The 18,575-nt window shown below is 70.1% G+C and carries 15 protein-coding genes; 4 read left to right on the forward strand and 11 right to left on the reverse strand.

What is annotated here, in order from left to right; all coding sequences use genetic code 11:
• The first annotated feature begins 28 nt into the window (after window positions 1-28).
• On the forward strand, window positions 29-1,153 hold the full coding sequence (locus ABZ928_RS18030; RefSeq protein WP_361519356.1) for an alcohol dehydrogenase catalytic domain-containing protein: 1,125 nt from the start codon (window positions 29-31) through the stop codon (window positions 1,151-1,153).
• A gap of 30 nt (window positions 1,154-1,183) precedes the next feature.
• Here ABZ928_RS18030 and ABZ928_RS18035 read toward each other — a convergent pair whose 3' ends face one another.
• The 11 genes from ABZ928_RS18035 to ABZ928_RS18085 form a co-directional block, all read right to left on the reverse strand.
• Window positions 1,184-2,743 (reverse strand): mucoidy inhibitor MuiA family protein, encoded by a 1,560-nt coding sequence (locus ABZ928_RS18035; protein ID WP_361519359.1) that lies wholly within the window; start codon window positions 2,741-2,743, stop codon window positions 1,184-1,186.
• 6 nt (window positions 2,744-2,749) lie between these two features.
• The gene (locus ABZ928_RS18040; RefSeq protein ID WP_361519362.1) at window positions 2,750-4,834 is read right to left on the reverse strand and encodes a DUF4139 domain-containing protein; all 2,085 of its coding nucleotides are present in this window, start codon (window positions 4,832-4,834) and stop codon (window positions 2,750-2,752) included.
• Between the two features lie 75 nt (window positions 4,835-4,909).
• Window positions 4,910-5,194, reverse strand: a complete 285-nt coding sequence (locus tag ABZ928_RS18045; RefSeq protein WP_361519365.1) for a hypothetical protein — start codon at window positions 5,192-5,194, stop codon at window positions 4,910-4,912.
• A complete protein-coding gene (locus tag ABZ928_RS18050; RefSeq protein ID WP_361519368.1) occupies window positions 5,181-6,140 on the reverse strand; it encodes a hypothetical protein in 960 nt (319 codons plus the stop codon). Before ABZ928_RS18050 ends, ABZ928_RS18045 begins: the two co-directional genes overlap by 14 nt.
• A complete protein-coding gene (locus ABZ928_RS18055) occupies window positions 6,133-6,363 on the reverse strand; it encodes a hypothetical protein (RefSeq protein ID WP_361519371.1) in 231 nt (76 codons plus the stop codon). The genes ABZ928_RS18050 and ABZ928_RS18055 overlap by 8 nt, the downstream gene beginning before the upstream one ends.
• A 20-nt stretch (window positions 6,364-6,383) precedes the next feature.
• Window positions 6,384-6,545, reverse strand: a complete 162-nt coding sequence (locus ABZ928_RS18060) for a hypothetical protein (protein ID WP_361519374.1) — start codon at window positions 6,543-6,545, stop codon at window positions 6,384-6,386.
• Between the two features lie 214 nt (window positions 6,546-6,759).
• Complete coding sequence (locus ABZ928_RS18065; RefSeq protein ID WP_361519377.1) at window positions 6,760-8,799, reverse strand: glycoside hydrolase; 2,040 nt, start codon at window positions 8,797-8,799, stop codon at window positions 6,760-6,762.
• Between the two features lie 111 nt (window positions 8,800-8,910).
• Window positions 8,911-10,950, reverse strand: a complete 2,040-nt coding sequence (locus ABZ928_RS18070; protein ID WP_361519379.1) for a beta-galactosidase — start codon at window positions 10,948-10,950, stop codon at window positions 8,911-8,913.
• 105 nt (window positions 10,951-11,055) lie between these two features.
• A complete protein-coding gene (locus ABZ928_RS18075) occupies window positions 11,056-12,393 on the reverse strand; it encodes a sugar ABC transporter substrate-binding protein (protein ID WP_361519382.1) in 1,338 nt (445 codons plus the stop codon).
• 104 nt (window positions 12,394-12,497) lie between these two features.
• The gene (locus ABZ928_RS18080) at window positions 12,498-13,418 is read right to left on the reverse strand and encodes a carbohydrate ABC transporter permease (RefSeq protein WP_361519384.1); all 921 of its coding nucleotides are present in this window, start codon (window positions 13,416-13,418) and stop codon (window positions 12,498-12,500) included.
• Window positions 13,419-13,422: 4 nt separating this feature from the next.
• Window positions 13,423-14,349 carry a sugar ABC transporter permease gene (locus ABZ928_RS18085; RefSeq protein ID WP_361519387.1) on the reverse strand — a complete coding sequence of 309 codons (927 nt, stop codon included), beginning with the start codon at window positions 14,347-14,349 and terminating at the stop codon, window positions 13,423-13,425.
• Window positions 14,350-14,578: 229 nt separating this feature from the next.
• Between ABZ928_RS18085 and ABZ928_RS18090 the strand changes: the two genes are divergently transcribed.
• From ABZ928_RS18090 to ABZ928_RS18100, 3 genes are all read left to right on the forward strand, one after another.
• Window positions 14,579-15,661 carry a LacI family DNA-binding transcriptional regulator gene (locus ABZ928_RS18090; protein ID WP_361519390.1) on the forward strand — a complete coding sequence of 361 codons (1,083 nt, stop codon included), beginning with the start codon at window positions 14,579-14,581 and terminating at the stop codon, window positions 15,659-15,661.
• Between the two features lie 239 nt (window positions 15,662-15,900).
• Entirely contained in the window at window positions 15,901-17,172 is a 1,272-nt protein-coding gene (locus ABZ928_RS18095) for a cation:proton antiporter (protein WP_361519393.1), read from the forward strand.
• Between the two features lie 154 nt (window positions 17,173-17,326).
• A complete protein-coding gene (locus tag ABZ928_RS18100) occupies window positions 17,327-18,508 on the forward strand; it encodes a helix-turn-helix transcriptional regulator (RefSeq protein WP_361519396.1) in 1,182 nt (393 codons plus the stop codon).
• The last annotated feature ends 67 nt before the right edge of the window (window positions 18,509-18,575 follow it).

The following is an 18,575-nucleotide window of genomic DNA, read 5'->3' on the forward strand; positions in this document are numbered from 1 at the left end:
GCCCCCACTTGCTCCCCGGAAGGACCCCATGTCGGCCACGGCCACCCACCTCGCGATCGTCCGCCACGGCACCACCTGCCGTATCGAAGAGGTCCCCACTCCGGACCCCGGCGAGGGCGAACTCCTGCTCGCCCCCGAGCACGTGAGCCTGTGCGGCACCGACATCCAGATCCTGCGCGGCGACCGCGACGACCCGTCACCCGTCGTCGGCCATGAGGGCGCCGCCAAGGTCGTGGCCGCCGGACCCGGCGCCGACGGTTTCGCCCCCGGAGACCGGGTGGTGGTCAACCCGACCCACCCCGGCGACCCGTCCTTCCTCCTCGGCCACAACGTGCCGGGCCTCTTCCAGCAACGCGTCCTGATCGGCGCCTCGGCCGTCAGCGGCGGCCTGGTCTCGCACCTCCCCGAGGATCTCCCCGCCGCCCGCGCCACCCTCGTCGAGCCGTACGCCGTCGTCCGTTACGCCCTGTCCTGCCTGGCCGCCTCGACCCCCGACACCCTCGTCATCCACGGCGACGGCCTGACCGGCAACCTCGCCGCCCTGCTCGCGCCCCGCTTCCTGTTCCCCACGGTCCAAGTCGTCGTGGTCCACCGCACCGAGGCCGGCCTCAAGTGGACCCAGACCCACGCCCCTCACGTGCGCAGCCTCCTGGCGACCGACCCTCTGGCCCCGCAGGTGACGGGCACCGTCGCGCTCCTCGTCACCACCCACCGCGGCGGCACCGTCCCCGCCGTCGAAGCCGCCCTGACCGCACTGGGCGAACGCCTGGTCGCCGTCCACCCCTTGGGCGGCGTCCCGCCCCGCGCCACGACCCCCCTCCTTCCCGGCGTCGACCTCGACGGCGTCCGCCGCGCGGGCACCGGCGGTCCCTGGCCCCCGGCCCTCACCACCTTCACCCGCCCCGGCCTGCACGTCACCCTCAGCGGCAACCGAGGCGTCACCAACACCCAACTCCTCGCCGCCGCCGAGTCCCTGCGCACCGACGACACCGCCGACCCGCTCCTGACCCACGTCCTGCCCCTGGAGCCCGGCCTCCACCACCTCAACCGCATCATCGGAGACCGCACCCGCACCGTGGCCGGCGAACTCGTCATCCGCCTGGTCATCGACCTGGGCAACGCCCCCGTACCCCACAGCGGCGAACAGCCGTGACGACTCCGCCGCGGAGCAGGCTCAGAGCCCTCAGAGCCCGGTGACCTTCCCGCTCGCCGAGAGCTCGTAGACGAGGGTGAGCGTGCGGCGGCCGTTCGCCGGGAGGGCGATGTCCCAGCGGGCGATGCCCTCGGCGTCGACCGCGTCGGGGGCGGGGGAACAGGCCTCCTTGCGGAGCTTGACCTCGACCGCGGAGACCTCGGAGACCGGGATCCGTTCCCGGACCGCCACCACCTGCTCGCGTTCCTCGCCCGGTGCGGAGAAGCGGGACAGGTTCAGCCGGACCGTGCGTGTGACCGTGGTGCGCTGGGTCAGTGTCGCGGTGTCGCGGTGCTCCTCGACGTCGCGGAGCACCCGGTAGTCGTCGTGGCTGCCGAAGGCGAGTTCGAGGGGCGCGCCGGGAGCGGTGAAGTCCAGTGTGCCGCGCCCGATGAATCCGCCGGCGCCGACGAGGTCCACCGGGCCCGCCAGGAGCGCGTGTCCGGTCGGGTTGTCGCAGCGCACCATGTGTGTGACGAGGGGGGACAGTTCAGGGGAGCAGCTGTACTCGCTGCTCGCGGCCGTGGTGGCCACGGAGAGCGGGACCCGGTGGGCGTGACCGTCGGAGGGGACGGAGACGGGCGTGGGGGAGTGCAGGACCTGTGTGCGGCCGCCGTCGTCCACGCCGGGCAGGCCCTGCACCGGCGCCGGGCCCAGCTCCGCGATCTCCTCCTCGCGCAGCTCGACGGCGACCGTGCGGCGATCCAGGAGAGCCCGGTCCTTGAGCGCCAGCCGGTCCTCCGTGAGCCGGGGCGGTTCGGTGGACAACGCCGAACGGGCCGTCGACAACGTCAGACGTACGTCCGACCAGTCCTCGCCGGTCCGCTGCCAGACGACGGCGTCGGTCTCCAGGGTGAGCGCCTCCCCGTCGAGCACGGCCCGATAGGCGGGGCGCCACAGCGCGCAGGCGGTGAGGTGAGTCAGCCGCAGCCGGGCCGGGCCGGCTGTGTCGGCCTCGACGGTCAGCTCGACATGGGCGACCAGCTCGGCGGGACGCTGTTCGGACAGCTCGACGGCGAGTTCGGCTTCCCGGAGTTCGGCGGCGAGGGCCTTCAACCGGGCCTCCGCGGCGCGCAGTTGGTCGCCGTGGTCGTCGCGTTCCTGGTCGACTCGGTCCAGTTCGGCCGTCCAGCGCGCGGTGTCGGTCTCCCCGTGCCCGGTGCCTTCGCCGATCTCGCGCAGCAGGTCGGTGGTGAGGCGGCCGAGGAGGTCGAGGCGGGCGCGCAGCCGGTCACACCGTCGCTCCAGCGCGGACTGTTCCTCTTCGATGTCGTGAACGCGCCGCCGCAGAGCGGAGTCGTCCGCATCGGGCAGCGGCCCACGCGGCGTCCAGGTGCGGACGACGCGGGCGTCGAGGACGGTCGCCCGCTGGTCGGCGGTCAGTTCGGCGTGCAGGGTGCGGTCGACCGCCAGCGCGCTGACGGGCCCGAGACGCAGCCGCTGTACGCCGGCCCGCAGGTCGATCGCGGCGGATCGTTCGATCTGGGCGCGGTCCTCCAGGCAGGTGACGGCGGTGACGGGGAGGGGGATCGGCTCAAGGTCCGTGGACATGACGGTTCAGCTCCTGCGGTCTCCGCCGACCAGGGTCTTGGCGGCGGGGATACGGATCTCGTAGCCGCCGTGGCGGGCGGCGGTGCCCGCGGCGGGCAGGTCGACGCGCCACACGCGCGTGCCGGGGGTGAAGTGATCGGGCCCGTCGCCGTCCTGGGGCACGGTCCAGTCGGCCCGCTCCTCGATCCGGACATCGGCATCGGAGGTGACCGGCACCTGTTCGCGGACCTCGACGGTGACGGGCCGGGCGAGCCGGTTGGCCAGCTCCACGTGGACCCCGTGGTCGAGCACGGTGACGTTGCTGCGCAGCCCCGCCGTCGACTCCTTGAGGCTGGTGCGCCGGGTGACCTGGATGCCCTCCGCCGGGCCGAGCCCCATCCTGCGCACCCCGCCCGGGGCGAGCGTGGGCAGCGCGGCGGTCAGTACGAAGTCGTCGTCGACGCCGACCTCCACGGGCCCGGCCAGCAGTGCCTGGTCGGTCGCGTTGGACAACACCAGGGTCTGGTAGACGCGTTGCTCCACCGCCGGCACACACACGTACTCGGTGCGCAGACCGACCGGGATCTCGGTGACGGTGACGGTGCGCCAGGTGCCGTCCGAGGGAACGTCGACGCGGGCGACGGCGTCGTAACGGTGGTCGAAGGACCCCGCCGACTCCCGCGGCCGCACGGCGTGACCGGGCAACGGCAGCGAGGCCACCGCCTCGGCCCGTCGCCGGTGTTCCACCGCGACCGCGTCGAAGGACGCGGCCGGGAACAGCAGCCCCCTGCGGGCGGCGGGCTCGCCGGGACCGCTGAGGACGAGACCGGCATAGTCGAGCTCGGTGCCACTGGGCCGCGGCGGACCGGCCACCGGCGCGGGAGGCGCCGAGGGAGCCGCCGAACCCCCAGGCACGGCCGGACCCATGGGCGCCGCCGGCATGACGGCCGGAGCCGCCGCGGGCGCACCGGCGAGGGAGGGCCGCCGTGGTTGCGCCCGCTGCGGCTGAGGGGCGTCGGGCATGGCTTGGAGGGCGCCGCCGGCGGCCGCGGGCAGCACAGGCGCACCGCCGTACACCGGCATGGCCGATGGAGGGGGCGGAGGCGGGGGCGGCGGGGCGGAGCCGGGCGCCGGCGGGAGCGCGGCCCCGACGGCCACGGCCTCAGCGGCCGCCGACACGGCTCTCGGCGCCGGGCGCGGGCTCGCCGCGTCATACGCGGTGAAGAGATCGGCGAGCCCGGCCGGGGGCTCCCGCCAACCGGCCGGTTCGGGGACGGCCTGTCGGCGCCCGATCCGCAGCGAGCGCAGCCGCGGCGCCTCCATACGGCGACTCAGATCGGCTGTGGCCAGGGCGATGCGCACCCCGGTCCAGTCCTCGCCGGTGCGCTGGGCCACCGAGGCGCGCAGCACGAGCGTGCCGTCGTCGTCGCCTTGGCGGTACGTCAGACGGTAGGCCGGAACCCATACGGCGCCCGGGACGGCGTACTCGATCTCCAGTCGCACCTCGCCCGACCCCGTGAGGGTGACGGCGGCGCACACGTCGGTCCGTACCGGCCCTGACGGTGTGCCGGTGGAGGCGCGCTTCCAGCGGTCGACGGCGAGGGCGACGTCGTGTTCGAGACGGCGCAGTTCCTCCTCCTGCGCGGTGAGGCGGGCGTGCAGGCCGGTCAGCCGCTCGTCGACGAAGTCCGCGAACACCAGCCACGCCTCGGCAGGGGTCGGGCGGTGCGGATCCTCGCGCTTACGGGGCGGCGGAACCGGGTGGAGGCCGGTGATCTCCCTGATCCGGTCGAGGAGCCGGTCACGCCGCCCTCGGGCGGCCTCGCACTCGTCCTCCAGCCGCTCCAAGGACTCCCGCAACCCCTCCGAAGGACCCCGGTCGGACGGCTCGGCGTCCACCTCGACCCGCACCTCGGTGACCCGCACCCCGGAGCCGTCCACGACACGGGCCCGCACGGAGGCGGGATCCACGGAACGGGGCAGCCCCGACACCAACACCCGCCCGTCGGCCGGCACATCACCCCGCGCCACCCGGCTGCACACCGCGCCCCGCGCATAGACCACGACCGCGTCGAGACTCGACTCCCATCGCGGCACTACCTCGGACTTCATGGCTTCAGGCCCCCCGTCGTGTCCCTGCCGGGGAAGCCTAACGTCGGAGAGGCCTGCTCGAACTCCCCTTTTCGCTCAGACGGCTTCGACCCATCCGTACGCCGTCAGTTCCTCCACCAGCCGGGCGACCGGGTGGACCGTCTGCGAGGGCGGGCAGTCGGCGGCCTCGGCGAGGATGGCGTGGAGGTCGTCGTGCGTGCGCGGTTCGCGCAGGGCCTCCAGGAGGATCCGCGCGGACACATTGACGTGGGCGGCGGTGAAGGTGCGGTCGTCGATGACGTGGGCGCCGCCGTCGGGCTCCGCTTCGAGATGGAGGGAGTCCACGAGGCGCAGTCGGGTCGCGGTCTCAGCTGCGGACAAGGGCGGCCTCCGTGGCGATGAAGTCGAAGTGCATACCGGTGAGGCCGTTGCCGACCCCGAGATGGATACCCGCGGCGCCCTCGTTGAGCAGGCAGTTCAGGCTCCAGTCGACACGTCCCGGGTCCAACAGGCCGGTGCCGATGGCGAGTTCGGTCACCGCGCCGCCGTACTCGCGACCGCTCGTCGCGTCGATGCCGTCGGCCCAGGGGCCGAAGCCGTCGACGAAGCGGTTGTCCTCGATGGTGACGTAGAGGGGGCACGCCGTGCGCATCTGTGCGGCGATGTTCTTCGCCGTGGTGAAATAGTCGGCCCTTTCTCCGTGCAGTTCCCGGTGTTTGGCGACCAGTACCGAATCCACGCGCAGGGTTCCGGAGACAACGAGTTCCGAGTCGACCTGACCGGCCAGGTCCGTGGGTGACATCGCCACTTCGAAGTAGTTCCCGATGGTGGAGTGTTCGTCGGGAAGGAGTTCCGTCCGGGTGCGGCTGGAGAGCTGGAGCATTTCCGGGAGTCGGATGGTGAGATCGGTTCCGGGTCCGGTCATGCGGATTTCCTCGCGGGCGAGGAGAAGTTGGGATATCACCCGCCGGTTGGCCGCCACCGCGCCCGACAGATCGATGTCCGCGAATTTCTCGATGGCGTAGGTGGCGACGTCGAGTTCCCCGGAGAACGACGCGAGGGAAATCCACAGCATGCTGCTCCGGGCGAAGATGTCCCGCAGTGCGAGACGGGACGGCAGACGCCCGTAGTCCAGGGGTACGGCGATGGCGCGGGCCGGGGGTGCGTGGCCGCCGGAGAGGACGTCGTCGAAGGTGGCGGCCGGCGCTCCCAGGTCCGTGAGCCAGGCGGCGAGCGTGGGTTCGTCGGTCAGGAACACGCCGTCCTGACCACCGAAGACCGCACGCAGATTGGCCTCGATGCCGGTGCGCAGGGCCGTGTCAGACATCGAGTGCCTCCCGTGCGGGCGTCAGTGCGGCCAGGCAGGGGCAGGACGGGATGTCTCCCAGATGGCTCTTGAGGATCGTTCCCGCCTTGCGCTGCACGCCGGTTGCCCCACGGGGGGCGGCTCCTGAAGCGTCGCCGCCCCGCCGGTCGGGCAGGTGCAGGGCACGGCCGTAGATGTCCCCGTCGCCGGCGACTCCCTCGGCCACCCAGATCCGCCTTGGCATTTTCTATGACACCTGGGCGATCAGATGCCGTTGTAGATGATGGCCATGACCGGCTTGGGAGCCTGTTCCTCCAAACCCATTCCGGTCACACCCTGTTCGTCGTCCAGGGCTCCCAGCGGAGTGATCCTGGGAGCCTCCATGCTGCCGATAAAAAGCTGCTCGGCGACGACGATCTGCGTCATTTCTCTACCTCCAGGCAAGCCGGGTGGTGCGGCTGGATGGTTTTTCCGGCCGCAGAACCAGCGTACGAAGGCAGGGCGGAGTGACAATGGTGACGTCCTTTCATGACGCAACCTTGTCTCCTGCTTTGCTCCGCTCTCACCGCTTCCTCACCAAGGGCCATAAGAACGCAGAAGGGCCCGTCCCCGAAGGGGAACGGGCCCTCGCGCTCGTCGGTCAGCTCACCTCGGTGATCCGCCAGCGTTGGTTGGCACCGGAGTTGGCCTGCCAGGTCGTGACGGCCGCGCCCTCGTTGGTGGCCTGGCCGCCGACTTCCAGCAGCCGCCCGGTCGCGGCGTTCACCAGCGTCCAGGTGCCGTCGCCGGTGGTGGACAGGATCCACTCGGTCGCCGGGTCGCGGTCACCGGTGTCGGGCTCGATCACCGGCACGTTGTCCCGTACGGCCAGCCGCTTGCCCTCGGCCGGGTTGGCGAAGACGTAGCGGGCACGGTTGCTGCCCTTCTTGCCGTACTTGGCCTCAAGGCGCCACTCCTGCGCGACCGTGCCGTTGGCCGAGTTGATGACCAGGTTGGTGCCGCCCGCGCCGACGGTCACCGCCTTGCCGCTCTGCACGCCGGTCAGGGTGTAGGACGCGCCCTTGCTGAACAGGCTCGCGTCCTTCGCGACCCCGGAGACGCCCTTGACGGCGAAGGAGGTCACGGACTGCGCGGGGACGGTGTACGTCGCCTTGCCGTCGACGACCTGGACCGGGGCCTGCTTCACCAGCTTGCCGGCCGCGTCGGTCACGGTCGGGGTGACGGTCGCATTGTCCTTGATCTTCCCGAACTTGGACAGGTCGATGGTCACCGCGCGGGGCGCGGTCGTGGAGTTGACGTGGACCAGCGAGGCGCCCTTGCCGTCCTTGGTCACGGCGGCGGCGCTGGAGGTGTCGTTCACCTTGATCAGGCGGTCGCCGGGCTTGATGAAGTGCGTGAAGTTACGGGCCGTGTCGAACTTGGTGTTCGTGTAGATCGGGCAGGACTGGAGGGTGTCCGTCGACGTGCAGCTGAACGGCAGCTGGATAGAACCCCAGTTGCCGCCCTTGGCGGACTCGCCGCCCGGCTTCATGTTGTCGTAGTCCTCGACCGGCTGCCAGAACACCCAGGCCTTGGGCTCCAGTTCACGCAGATCGTTCACCATCTGCTGGGCGAGGCCCAGGCCGGGGCGCATGTCGGTGAAGCTCTGCCCGTCACCCCAGTCGCCCTCGACCTCGCTCATCCACAGCGGCTTGTCGGCCGCCTTGGCGAGGTCGCGGACGGTGGTGCGCTGACCGGTGCCGTAGGTGTGGACGTTCATCTGGCCGACGAGGTCCTTGGACGCCTGCGAGTAGGAGTTCCAGTTGGTGGAGAACAGGCCGGGGTTGGTCTCGTCCATCGCCGATATGTCGGCCTTGACCTTGGCCTTCTTGAGCGCGGGCGCCAGCGCCGCCAGCACCTTCTCCTGCATCGCGGGTCCGATGTGCGCACCCTCCTGACGGCCGCCCACCGGCTGGCCGTTCGCGTCGAGACGGGTGCCCCAGTAGCCGGTGTTGGGCTCGTTGAACGGGTCGACGGTGTCGACCTTGATGCCCTCGGACTTCTCCAGCCGCTTCGTCGCCCCGGCGAGGTAGGTGGCGAAGTCGCCGACCGAACTCTCCTTCAGCTGCTCGGCGTTGGCGTTGAAGCCGCCCGAGACATAGCCGCTCTCGGTCATGAACCACGGCGGGGAGTTGGAGAACGTCTCCCAGTGGTCGATGTCGTTCTTGATCCGCTCGACCCACCAGCGCTGCGTGGCGTCCGCGTCCGGGTTCCAGTCGGCGGGGTCGTCGGCGCTCCACCAGTCGGTGTCGGTCCGGGTCGTGCCCTCCGGCGCCTTCCACCAGCCCTCGACCGCGCCACCGGCGCGCAGGTAGTCCTTCACGTCGGGGGCGTTGCCGCCGCCGATGTTGTACCGGGCGATGTTCAGTGCCAGACCGTCGTCCCCGAAGAGCAGATCGGCGAGCTTCTCGCGGATCTCCTTCGGGTAGTCGCCGGTGGCGTTGGCGAACCAGACCAGGCTGGTGCCCCAGCCCTCGAACTTGTCCTGCTTGTACGACGGATCGGGCTGAACGGTGACCGACGCGGTGGCCGTGTCGGCCTGTGCGAGCGGCGCGGGCCCCGAGAGCAATGCCGCTCCGGTCGCCAGCGCGGTCATCGACGCGGCCCCGAGGAGCCGTCTGCTGCGGGTGAGTCCTGCCATCGTGTGCTCCCAGCTTTCATAGGTGGAAACGCTGCGGTGGTCCCTCCCGCCGGACCTATGGGGAGGGGTGTCCCCGGGCGGGCCATGTGCCGCCCGGGGAGACAACTGCGGTCAGGCCTGTGGCCGGCGCACCACGCCGACCTCGCGCGGCCCGAGGACGAGCCCGCCGTCGCCGGTCGTGCCGTACAGCACGTCGCCGGCGAATCCGGGCAGCGGCACCGTGTCGTCGGTGCGGTTGACCAGGAAGAGGAACTGGTCCTGGTCGTTCTTGCGGACGACCAGCTCGACCCGTCCGCGCGCCTCGGCCGGGAGTTCGCTCTCCACACCGGCCGGTTCGAGGAGGCGCGGCAGCAGCGCGGTGAGCCCCTCGACGCCGAGGCGCGTGGAGACGTACGACGCCGAACCGGCCGCCGCCGTACGGCGGGTCACGGCGGGCCGCCCGGCCTGGTTGCCGGAGTCGTAGCGGGCGAGGACCTCGGTCCGGTCGTCGGCCACGGTGATGCGGTCGGTCCACAGGGTGCCGATGGAGCCGTCGTCCAGGGACACCGACTCGTTGGCGAGCAGCGGGCCGAACTCCTCGACGCGGATGCCGAGCACCTCGCGCAGGGCGCCGGGGTAGCCGCCGAGCCAGATGTGGTCGTTCTGGTCGACGACGCCCGAGAAGTAGGTGGTGACCAGGTGGCCGCCCTGCTCGGCGTAGCGGGTCAGTTCCTTGGCGAGCTCCGCCGGGACCACGTGCAGGACCGGCGCGATCAGCACGTCGTAGCGCGCGAAGTCGCTCTTGGTGGTGATCAGGTCGGCGCGCACACCGAGCGCGAGGAGCGCGGAGTACCAGTCCAGGCCCTCCTGGCGGTAGTTGAGCAGCGAGGTGGGGTGCGAGTCCTGCTCGCTCGCCCACCAGGAGTCCCAGTCGAAGACGATCCCGACCTTGGCGCTCTCGCGGTGCGAACCGGCCACCGGGGCCAGGGTCTTGAGGGTGGCGCCGAGTTCGGCCACCGCGCGGAACAGCTCGCTGTCGGCGCCGGCGTGCGGGACCATCGCCGAGTGGTATTTCTCGGCGCCGGCCGCGGACTGCCGCCACTGGAAGTAGCAGACGGCGTCCGCGCCGTGCGCCACGTGCAGCAGCGCGTCACGGGCCAGCTCGCCGGGCCGCTTGGCCACGTTCACCGGCTGCCAGTTGACCGCGCTGGTGGAGTGCTCCATCAGGAACCAGGGCCGGCCGCTCGCGATGCCGCTGGTGAGGTTCGCGGAGAAGGACAGCTCGTCGCGGGACTGCGGGCCGGGGTGGACGTAGTGGTCGTTGGAGACGAAGTCGATCTCCTCGGCCCAGTCCGCGTAGTTCATGCCCTTCGTCTCGCCCATCACCATGAAGTTGGTGGTGACGGGGACGTCCGGGGTGATCGACTTCAACAGGTCCCGCTCGGCGCGCAGATAGTCCTTGAGGACGTCGGAGGAGAACCGCTTGAAGTCCAGCTGCTGCGTCGGGTTCGGGTGCGAGGCCGCCAGGCGCGGGGGCAGGATCTGCTCCCAGTCGCTGTAGCGCTGCGACCAGAATGCTGTGCCCCAGGCGTGGTTGAGGGCCTCCAGCGTGCCGTAGCGGGCGCGCAGCCAGTCGCGGAAGGCGCGGGCCGCGTCGTCGGAGTAGTCGTAGACGTTGTGGCAGCCCAGCTCGTTGGAGACGTGCCAGGCGACCAGCGCCGGGTGGTCGGCGTAGCGGCCGGCCATCTCGCGGACCAGACGCAGGGCGTGCTCGCGGAAGACGGGGGAGGTGGGCCGCCAGTGCTGGCGGGCGCCCGGCCACAGGGTCTCGCCGGTCACGGTGACCGGCAGGATCTCCGGATGGGCCGTGGTCAGCCACGGCGGCGGGGAGGCGGTGGCGGTCGCCAGGTCGACTCCTATGCCGCCCGCGTGCAGCAGGTCCATGACCTCGTCGAGCCAGCCGAAGTCCCAGGTGTCGGCGGTCGGTTGCAGGCGTGCCCAGGAGAAGATCGCCACCGAGACGACGGTGACACCGGCCTCGCGCATCAGCAGGACGTCCTCCTCCCACACCTCCCGGGGCCACTGCTCAGGGTTGTAGTCGGCGCCGAAGCCGAGACGCGGGGTGAGGTCACCGTCCGCCCCGCTTCCGCGGGAGTGGAGGGTGGAGATCATGGCGGTCCTTCCGAAGGGGTGGTGCACGGGGGCGGCGCGGCCCGGGAGCCGCGCCGCCCGGCGTTCGTTGCTTGCGCGAGAACTGGTTCTCGGCTTGCGCGAGAACTACTTCTCGATGGTGAAGCCCTGCTCCTCGCCGTACTTGACCGAGGCGTCCTGCCAGGCCTTCAGACCGTCGGCCAGCGTCGTGTTGGAGACGTAGGCCTTGCCGACCGTGTCGTTGAAGATCGAGTTCGCGTACTGCTGGAAGGGCAGGTACGACCAGTCGCTCGCCACGTTCGCCGCGGAGTCGGCGAAGATCTTGTTCGCTTCCTGGCCGTCGAAGTAGTCGAACTTCTTGCTCTGGAATGCGGGGTCCTCCAGCTGAGCCTTGGTGGCGGGGAAGGCGCCCTCGGAGACCCGGGTGGCGACACCGGCGCCGGAGTTGGCGTACTCGGTGAAGGCGTAGGCGAGTTCCTTGTTCTTGGCCAGCTCGGGGACGGTCAGCGAGGAGCCACCGTTCTCCGCGCTCGCCTTGTCACCCTTGGTCCAGGCCGGGAGCGGCGCGGCACGCCACTGCCCCTTGGCGCCCGGGACACCGGTCTCGAAGTTGGCGGGCATCCAGGCGCCGCTGGCCAGGGTGGCGATGCTGCCGTCGCCGAGGCCCTTGTACCAGTCGTCGGTCCAGCCGTTGATCGGGGCGAGCAGCTTCTCGTCGATCAGCTTCTGCCAGACGGTCTCGAACTTCTTGGCGCCCGCGTCGTCGAAGTTGATGCCGACCTTGGTGCCGTCGACCTTGTAGGGGCGCGAACCGGCCTGCCACAGCATGGAGGTGGTGAAGCCCGCGTCGCCGGCGTCGTTGGCGATGTAGACCTTCGGGTCGGCCTTGTGGAGCTTGCGGGCCGCGTCGAGGTACTCGTCCCAGGTGGTCGGGACGGCGATCTTGTACTTGTCGAAGACCGTCTTGTTGTAGAACAGCGCCATCGGGCCCGAGTCCATCGGCAGGCCGTAGACCTTGTCGCCGTCGCTGACCGCGTTCCACGGACCGGCCGTGTACTTCGAGGCGAGCTTGTCGGCACCGTACGGGGCCAGGTTGGTCAGGCCCTTGGTGAGGGAGTACTGGCCGAGCGCGAAGTACTCGACCTGGGCGACGTCCGGGACGCCCTTGCCGGCGGAGATCGCGTTGGACAGCGCGGTGTAGTGCTTGTCGCCGGAGCGCTCGCTGACCAGGTTGACCTTGACCTTCGGGTACTTCTTCTGGAAGTCGGCGGCCACGGTCTTCAGGGTGGGCTCCCAGGCCCAGACCGTGATGTCGCCGCCCTTGTCCAGGGCCGCCTTGATGTCCGCGGCGGAGACGGCCTTGGTGTCGGAGTCGTCGTCCGAGCCGCCGCAGGCGGTCATGCCCAGGGCGAGGGTGGAGACGAGGGCGATGCCGCGAAGGACGCGGCTCGTTGTTCTGCGCATGGAGGTGCTTCCACTTCTTCGTGGGTGGGACAGGTGAGGGTGGTGGTGTTTCAAGGGGTGTTTCAGGGGTGCTGCATTGGGGGGTTTGGGGGGCGTCGCCGCCGTCACTCCTTGACGCTTCCGGCGGCGAGACCGGACTGCCAGTACTTCTGGAGGAACAGGAAGGCGGCGATCAGCGGGATGATCGTGAGCAGGGAGCCCGTGATCACCAGGTTGAAGATGACGTCACCGCCGATGGTCTCCGCCTGGGAGTTCCAGGCGCTCAGACCCAGGGTCAGCGGGTACCAGTTGGGGTCCTTGAGCATGATCAGCGGGAGGAAGTAGTTGTTCCAGGTGGCGACCGTGGTGAACAGCAGCACGGTCACGATCCCGGGGGCCAGCAGCGGCAGCGCGACCTGGAAGAAGGTCCGCACCTCGCTCGCCCCGTCCATCCGGGCCGCTTCCAGCAGCTCGGTCGGGATCGCCTCGGCGGCGAACACCCACATCAGATAGAGGCCGAACGGCGAGACCAGGGACGGGATGATGACCGCCCATGGGGTGTCGGTGAGCCCCATCTTGCTGAACATCAGAAAGGTCGGCACCGCGAGGGCCGTACCCGGCACGGCCACCGCGCCGATGACGACGGCGAAGATCCCGCGCTTGCCGGGGAAGTCGAACTTCGCCAGCGCGTACCCGCCCAGCACCGCGAGGAGCGTCGCGCCGCCCGCGCCGAGCACCACGTAGAGCAGGGTGTTGAGCAGCCAGCGGACGAAGATGCCGTCGTGGTAGGTGAAGGTGGTCGAGATGTTGTCCCACAGGGCGAAGTCGTGGGCGAACCACAGTCCGTTGGAGTCGCCCAGACCCGCCTGGGTCTTGGTGGAGTTGATGACCAGCCAGATCAGCGGCGCCACTGTGTAGACGACCATCAGGGCCATGAGTCCCGTGAGCAGCAGGCTGCGCTTCGGCTTGCCCGGGGTGTGCTTCTTGCGCGGGGTGCGCAGCGGGGAGGCGCTCTTGGTGGGGGGAGCGGCGACAGAGGTGCTCATCGGGTCACGCTCCCTTGCGCATGCCGCGCAGCTGGACGGCGTAGGCGACGATCATCGTGAGGACGCCCATGATGATGGCCACCGTCGCGGAGTAGTTGTGCTGCTGGCCGTTGAAGGACAGCGAGTACGTGTAGAAGTTCGGGGTGTAGTCGGTGGTGATGGCGTTGCGCGCCAGCGGGCGCAGGATGTTCGGCTCGTTGAAGAGCTGGAAGCTGCCGATGATCGAGAAGATCGTGGCGATGACGATCGCGCCCCGGATCGCGGGCAGCTTGATCGAGCTGATGATCCGCCACTGACCGGCGCCGTCGATCTCCGCCGCCTCGTACAGCGAGGTCGGGATGACCCGCAGCGCCGAGTAGAAGATCAGCATGTTGTAGCCGACGAACTCCCAGGTCACGATGTTGCCGATGGAGGCCAGTACCCAGTCGGGGGAGAGCAGGTCGGGCAGCGAGGTGCCGAACGCCTCGTTGATGTCGCCCACCAGGCCGTACTTGGTGCCGTACATGAAGCCCCACATGAGGGTGGCGACCACGGCGGGGACGGCGTACGGCAGGAAGATCGTGATCCGGAAGAAGCTCTTGCCGTAGAGCCGGCCGCTGTCCAGCGCGAGGGCCACCAGCAGGGCGATGCCCAGCATGATCGGCACCTGGATCGCCAGGAAGAGCGCCACTCGGGCGACGGCCTGCCAGAACTGGTCGTCCTCGAGGGCCTGGGTGTAGTTGTCCAGGCCGACGAACTGGTTGCCGCCGATGAGCTGGTCGCGGAAGAGGCTCAGGTAGATCGAGTACGCGATCGGCGCGAGGAAGACCAGCGCGAACACCGCGACGAACGGTCCGATGAATCCCCACCCCGTCCAGGAGCGGCGGTCCCGTTTCGCCGGGGGCGGTGCCGGGCGCGGCTCGGCGGCGGCCGGCGGTTGCAGCGTCGTCATGATCGTTCCTCGCTCGCTCACTCATGGAACCCGCGGCCCGCCCCGGTTTTCCCTGTGCGCGCCGCCCCGATGTTTACGCAAACATCGATCAGCAAAAAAAGAGACTCGTGCTGTTATGTTTACGTAAACATCTGATGGCGGCATGTCTACACTCCTCCGTTGACACCGGTCAAGGGTCACCCGGGGAGATCGTGACCGAAGCGATGCAAGGAGAGGCAGGGGGTAGGAGATGGACGCGGCACACGGCATGCCGACGCAGGCACCCGCACCGGCGGTGGCCGGCGGCCGACGCTCACCCGGCCCGGCCCGCCCCTCGGTCTCCATGTCCGACGTGGCCCAGCTCGCCGGCGTGTCCTCCCAGACCGTCTCGCGCGTGTCGAACGGCTACGCGGGCGTCACCGAGGAGACGCGCCGTCAAGTCCTCGCCGCCATGCGGGAGTTGGGCTACCGACCCAACAGCGCTGCCCGCGCCCTGAAACGCGGCGAGTTCCGCACGCTCGGCGTGATCACCTTCTCCCTCACCACGACCGGCAACGTCCGCACCGTGGAGGCGATCGCGACCGCCGCGGCGGCCGAGGGATACGCGGTCACCCTGCTGCCGGTCGCCGTCCCCACCCAGGACGAGGTGCGCGGCGCCTTCACCCGCCTCGAGGAACTCGCCGTCGACGCGGTGATCGTCATCATGGAGGTGCACCTCCTGGACGCGGCCACCGTCAACCTCCCGCCCCGCGTCCAGGTGGTCGTCGCCGACTCCGACGCGGGGGAGCGCTACACGGTCGTCGACACCGACCAGGCCGGCGGCACCCGCACCGCCGTCCAGCACCTGCTGGACCTCGGCCACGACACGGTCTGGCACCTGGCCGGCCCCGAGGGCTCCTACGCCGCCCAGCGCCGCAGCGATGCCTGGCAGGCCACGCTCGTCGACGCCGGCCGCAGAGTGCCACCGCTGGTACGCGGCGACTGGTCGGCGGAATCCGGCTACCGGGCGGGCCTCGACCTCGCCGCCCGCGAGGACTGCACCGCGGTCTTCACCGCCAACGACCAGATGGCCCTCGGCCTGCTGCGCGCCCTGCACGAACGCGGCCGCCGCGTCCCCGAGGACGTCAGCGTCATCGGCTTCGACGACATCGCCGAGGCCTCCTCCTTCCTGCCGCCCCTCACCACCGTCCACCAGGACTTCGCCGAGGTCGGACGGCTCTGCGTCCAGGCGGTCCTGCGCAAACTCCGCCATGAGGAGCCGCCGCACGGGACGACTCTGGTGCCGACGCGGTTGATGATCCGCGAGAGTACGGCGGCGCCGGGGGTGGGGTGAGGGCCGACGGAGGGTACCTGTCCGGTCTCGTGGCCTCGCCGCGTTCAGGAGACCTCGTTGGATCCGACCCCGCTCCGAGCTGAAACGATGTCTTGATGCGCTCATGGCATGGCTGTCGGCCGAGTTGAGCGCGTGGTCGGGCGAGTTGGTGGTGAGGGGGTTGCTCACCTTCCCCTCCTCACAGAACCGCTTGCCGGACCGCACCGCACCGGACCGCACCCCGACCCGGAGACCCCTTCGTGCTGAACCCCGCCATCCTCGTCCTGGCCGACCTGGCCCTGGTCCTGGCGCTCGGCTCCCTGCTCAAACCGCTGCTGCGCCGACTGCGCCAACCCCCGGTCATCGCCGAGATCGTCGCGGGGCTCGCCCTCGGCCCCAGCCTGCTCGGCCTCTTCCCCGGCAACCCCACCGATGTGCTGTTCCCGCAAACGGTACGCACCGACCTCGCCGCCATCGCCCAAGTCGGCATCCTGCTCTTCATGTTCCTGATCGGCTGGGAGATGAACCTCGACCAGCTGCGCCGCCAGCCCGGCGAGGTCCTCGGCGTGTCCCTGTCCACGATCGTCCTGCCCTTCGTGGGCGGCGTCGCCCTGGCGGGCTGGCTGTACGCCCGCCACGCGGAGGCCGGCGGCCACAAGGTCGACACACTGGTCTTCCTGCTCTTCGTCGGTGTGGCCATGTCCATCACCGCGTTCCCGGTGCTCGCCCGCATCATCACGGACTGCGGGCTGCGCGACCAGCGCGTTGGCGTCCTCGCGCTGGCCGCCGCCGCGGTCGGTGACCTGATCGCCTGGTGCCTGCTGATCGTGGTGTCGGTGATCGCCGCCGCGGGAGGTCCCGGACGACTCGTCCAGGTCGCCGCGCTGAGCGCCGTACACGCCGCGGTCCTGATCCTGCTCGTACGGCCCCTGCTACGCCGCCTGCTCCAGCCGCGCGACGGCCGACCGCCCGGGCACGTCCTGCCGCTGCTCGCTGCCGGTGTCCTGGCCTCCGGCTACGCCGCCGCGGCGATCGGCCTGGACGCCATCTTCGGTGCCTTCGCCTTCGGCCTGGTCATGCCGCGCGACCTCGGACACGAACCGAGCGAGCAGATCGCCGCACCGATACGGCAGATCACCGCGCTGCTCATGCCGGTCTTCTTCGTCACCACGGGCCTGTCCGTCGACATCACCCGCATCGCCGGCGGCGCCCTGCTCGAACTCGCGGGAATCCTCGCTGTGGCGTGTCTCGGCAAGATGGTCGCCGCCTACGTGAGCGGACGGCTGATCGGCCTGTCGCGACCGGACTCCCGACTGCTGGCCTTCCTGATGAACACCCGGGGTCTGACCGAACTGGTCATCCTGAATGCCGGGGTGACCCTGGGAGTTCTCGATCAGTCCATGTTCACCATGATGGTGATCATGGCACTGGTCACCACCGGGATGGCAGGCTTCGTCCTTCCCGCCGCCGGGCCTGAGCAGCTTGGCACCTCGGTGCCCGACCGGACGCGTCCCGTCAACCTTGGTGCGTGAAGCTCACTTATACGCTCGGCGCGACCTTGTTGTTCCGGAAGCAGGACCCGGCCGGCGACGCCCACCGCCGGCGCGGCCGTACCAGTCGGCGCCCACATCAGATACCTCACAGGAAGCTTACGCAGGCCCCCGCGGGTGGCCGTACGCTCGAATCATGAGCGCCAGCGTTGGCAAGCGGCTTCAGGAAGTACGCAAGTGGCGCGGCATGACACAACGTCAGCTGGCGAGCGAGTCCGGTGTTTCTCTGTCCTTGATCAGGAAGCTGGAGCAAGGAGAGCGGGCAGACACTCGTCTGGAGACCGCGCGTCAACTCGCCCAAGCCCTGCGGGTGCCGACGACGAACCTCATCGGTGAGCACGAAGAGGTCGAGGCGGAGGCGCCTGGGGCCGCTGAGCGCTGGGAGTCCGTCCGGCGCTCGCTCGTCAGCCCGGTACGGATGGATGGAGTGACCGAAGAGCCGACACTGGGAGGAGTGCGGGAAGCCCTGGAATCGGCTCTCCCCCTCTTCTCCGGTGATCGTTTCGCAGAGCTGAGCGTGATCCTTCCACCCCTCCTTCGGGACGCTGATCTCATTGCCGAGAGTGGTCCCGAGGGGCGGGCCGTGCGAGTCCGGCTCTCGCATCTGACCGGCTGGCTGCTGACCCAGACCCGGCAGTTCGAGGCGGCGGCCGTCGCTCTGTCCCGGTCCCTCGAAGAGTCCTCGGACCGGCTCCAGGCGGCAGCGACGGTCAACACGCAGTGCTGGCTCTTGCTGCGGCGCGGTCGGCTCGCCGAGGCACGCGAACTGGCGATCCGGTGGGCCGATGAGGTCGAGCCGCGCGTTTCGAGAGCGACCCCGGCGGAGCTGAGCGCGTGGGGCTGGCTGCTGCTGCGGACCTCCGCCGCGGCGATCCGGGACAACCGGCCCGGCGAGGCCGAGGACGCCTTGCGGTACGCCAACTCGGCGGCGGTGGCGATGGGCTGGGAGTTCGCTCCGCGCGATGACTTCTTGCAGGCGTTCGGACCGGTCACGGTGGCCCTGAAACGGGCCGAGAACGCGATGATCGTCGACAAGCCGGACCTGGTCCTCAAACTCTCGGCGCGCATCCCGACCAGCGGTATGCGTCCCACGTCCAACAACCGCAACCGACATCTCCTGGACGTAGCGGAAGCGCATGCGCGCTCCCGTGACTACGCGAAGACGGTCGAGGTCTTGCAGGGTATCCGCGCAGATGCGCCGCAGTGGCTGCCCAACCAGCGGTACGCACGGGACATCTTCAGCCGTGTGATCGCCCGTCGGCGCACCCTCACCTCGGAGATGAGGGAGTTGGCCGACGCGATCGGTGTGCCGGTGTGACGCGGTGTGGCACTTCGGTCTGACACCTCATCAAAGTGCCATTGAGGTGCACTCCTGCCGTTACGTA

The organism is Streptomyces sp. NPDC046909 (genome assembly GCF_040644695.1).
Classification (GTDB): domain Bacteria; phylum Actinomycetota; class Actinomycetes; order Streptomycetales; family Streptomycetaceae; genus Streptomyces.

Excerpts from the sequence above, each read along its gene's own strand:
- ABZ928_RS18070 (WP_361519379.1), bottom strand. The coding sequence starts at position 10,950 with ATGATCTCCACCCTCCACTCCCGCGGAAGCGGGGCGGACGGTGACCTC.
- ABZ928_RS18065 (WP_361519377.1), bottom strand. The coding sequence starts at position 8,799 with ATGGCAGGACTCACCCGCAGCAGACGGCTCCTCGGGGCCGCGTCGATG.
- ABZ928_RS18050 (WP_361519368.1), bottom strand. The coding sequence starts at position 6,140 with ATGTCTGACACGGCCCTGCGCACCGGCATCGAGGCCAATCTGCGTGCG.
- ABZ928_RS18100 (WP_361519396.1), top strand. The coding sequence starts at position 17,327 with ATGAGCGCCAGCGTTGGCAAGCGGCTTCAGGAAGTACGCAAGTGGCGC.
- ABZ928_RS18080 (WP_361519384.1), bottom strand. The coding sequence starts at position 13,418 with ATGAGCACCTCTGTCGCCGCTCCCCCCACCAAGAGCGCCTCCCCGCTG.
- ABZ928_RS18035 (WP_361519359.1), bottom strand. The coding sequence starts at position 2,743 with ATGTCCACGGACCTTGAGCCGATCCCCCTCCCCGTCACCGCCGTCACC.
- ABZ928_RS18040 (WP_361519362.1), bottom strand. The coding sequence starts at position 4,834 with ATGAAGTCCGAGGTAGTGCCGCGATGGGAGTCGAGTCTCGACGCGGTC.
- ABZ928_RS18030 (WP_361519356.1), top strand. The coding sequence starts at position 29 with ATGTCGGCCACGGCCACCCACCTCGCGATCGTCCGCCACGGCACCACC.
- ABZ928_RS18090 (WP_361519390.1), top strand. The coding sequence starts at position 14,579 with ATGGACGCGGCACACGGCATGCCGACGCAGGCACCCGCACCGGCGGTG.
- ABZ928_RS18055 (WP_361519371.1), bottom strand. The coding sequence starts at position 6,363 with ATGCCAAGGCGGATCTGGGTGGCCGAGGGAGTCGCCGGCGACGGGGAC.
- ABZ928_RS18060 (WP_361519374.1), bottom strand. The coding sequence starts at position 6,545 with ATGACGCAGATCGTCGTCGCCGAGCAGCTTTTTATCGGCAGCATGGAG.
- ABZ928_RS18085 (WP_361519387.1), bottom strand. The coding sequence starts at position 14,349 with ATGACGACGCTGCAACCGCCGGCCGCCGCCGAGCCGCGCCCGGCACCG.
- ABZ928_RS18075 (WP_361519382.1), bottom strand. The coding sequence starts at position 12,393 with ATGCGCAGAACAACGAGCCGCGTCCTTCGCGGCATCGCCCTCGTCTCC.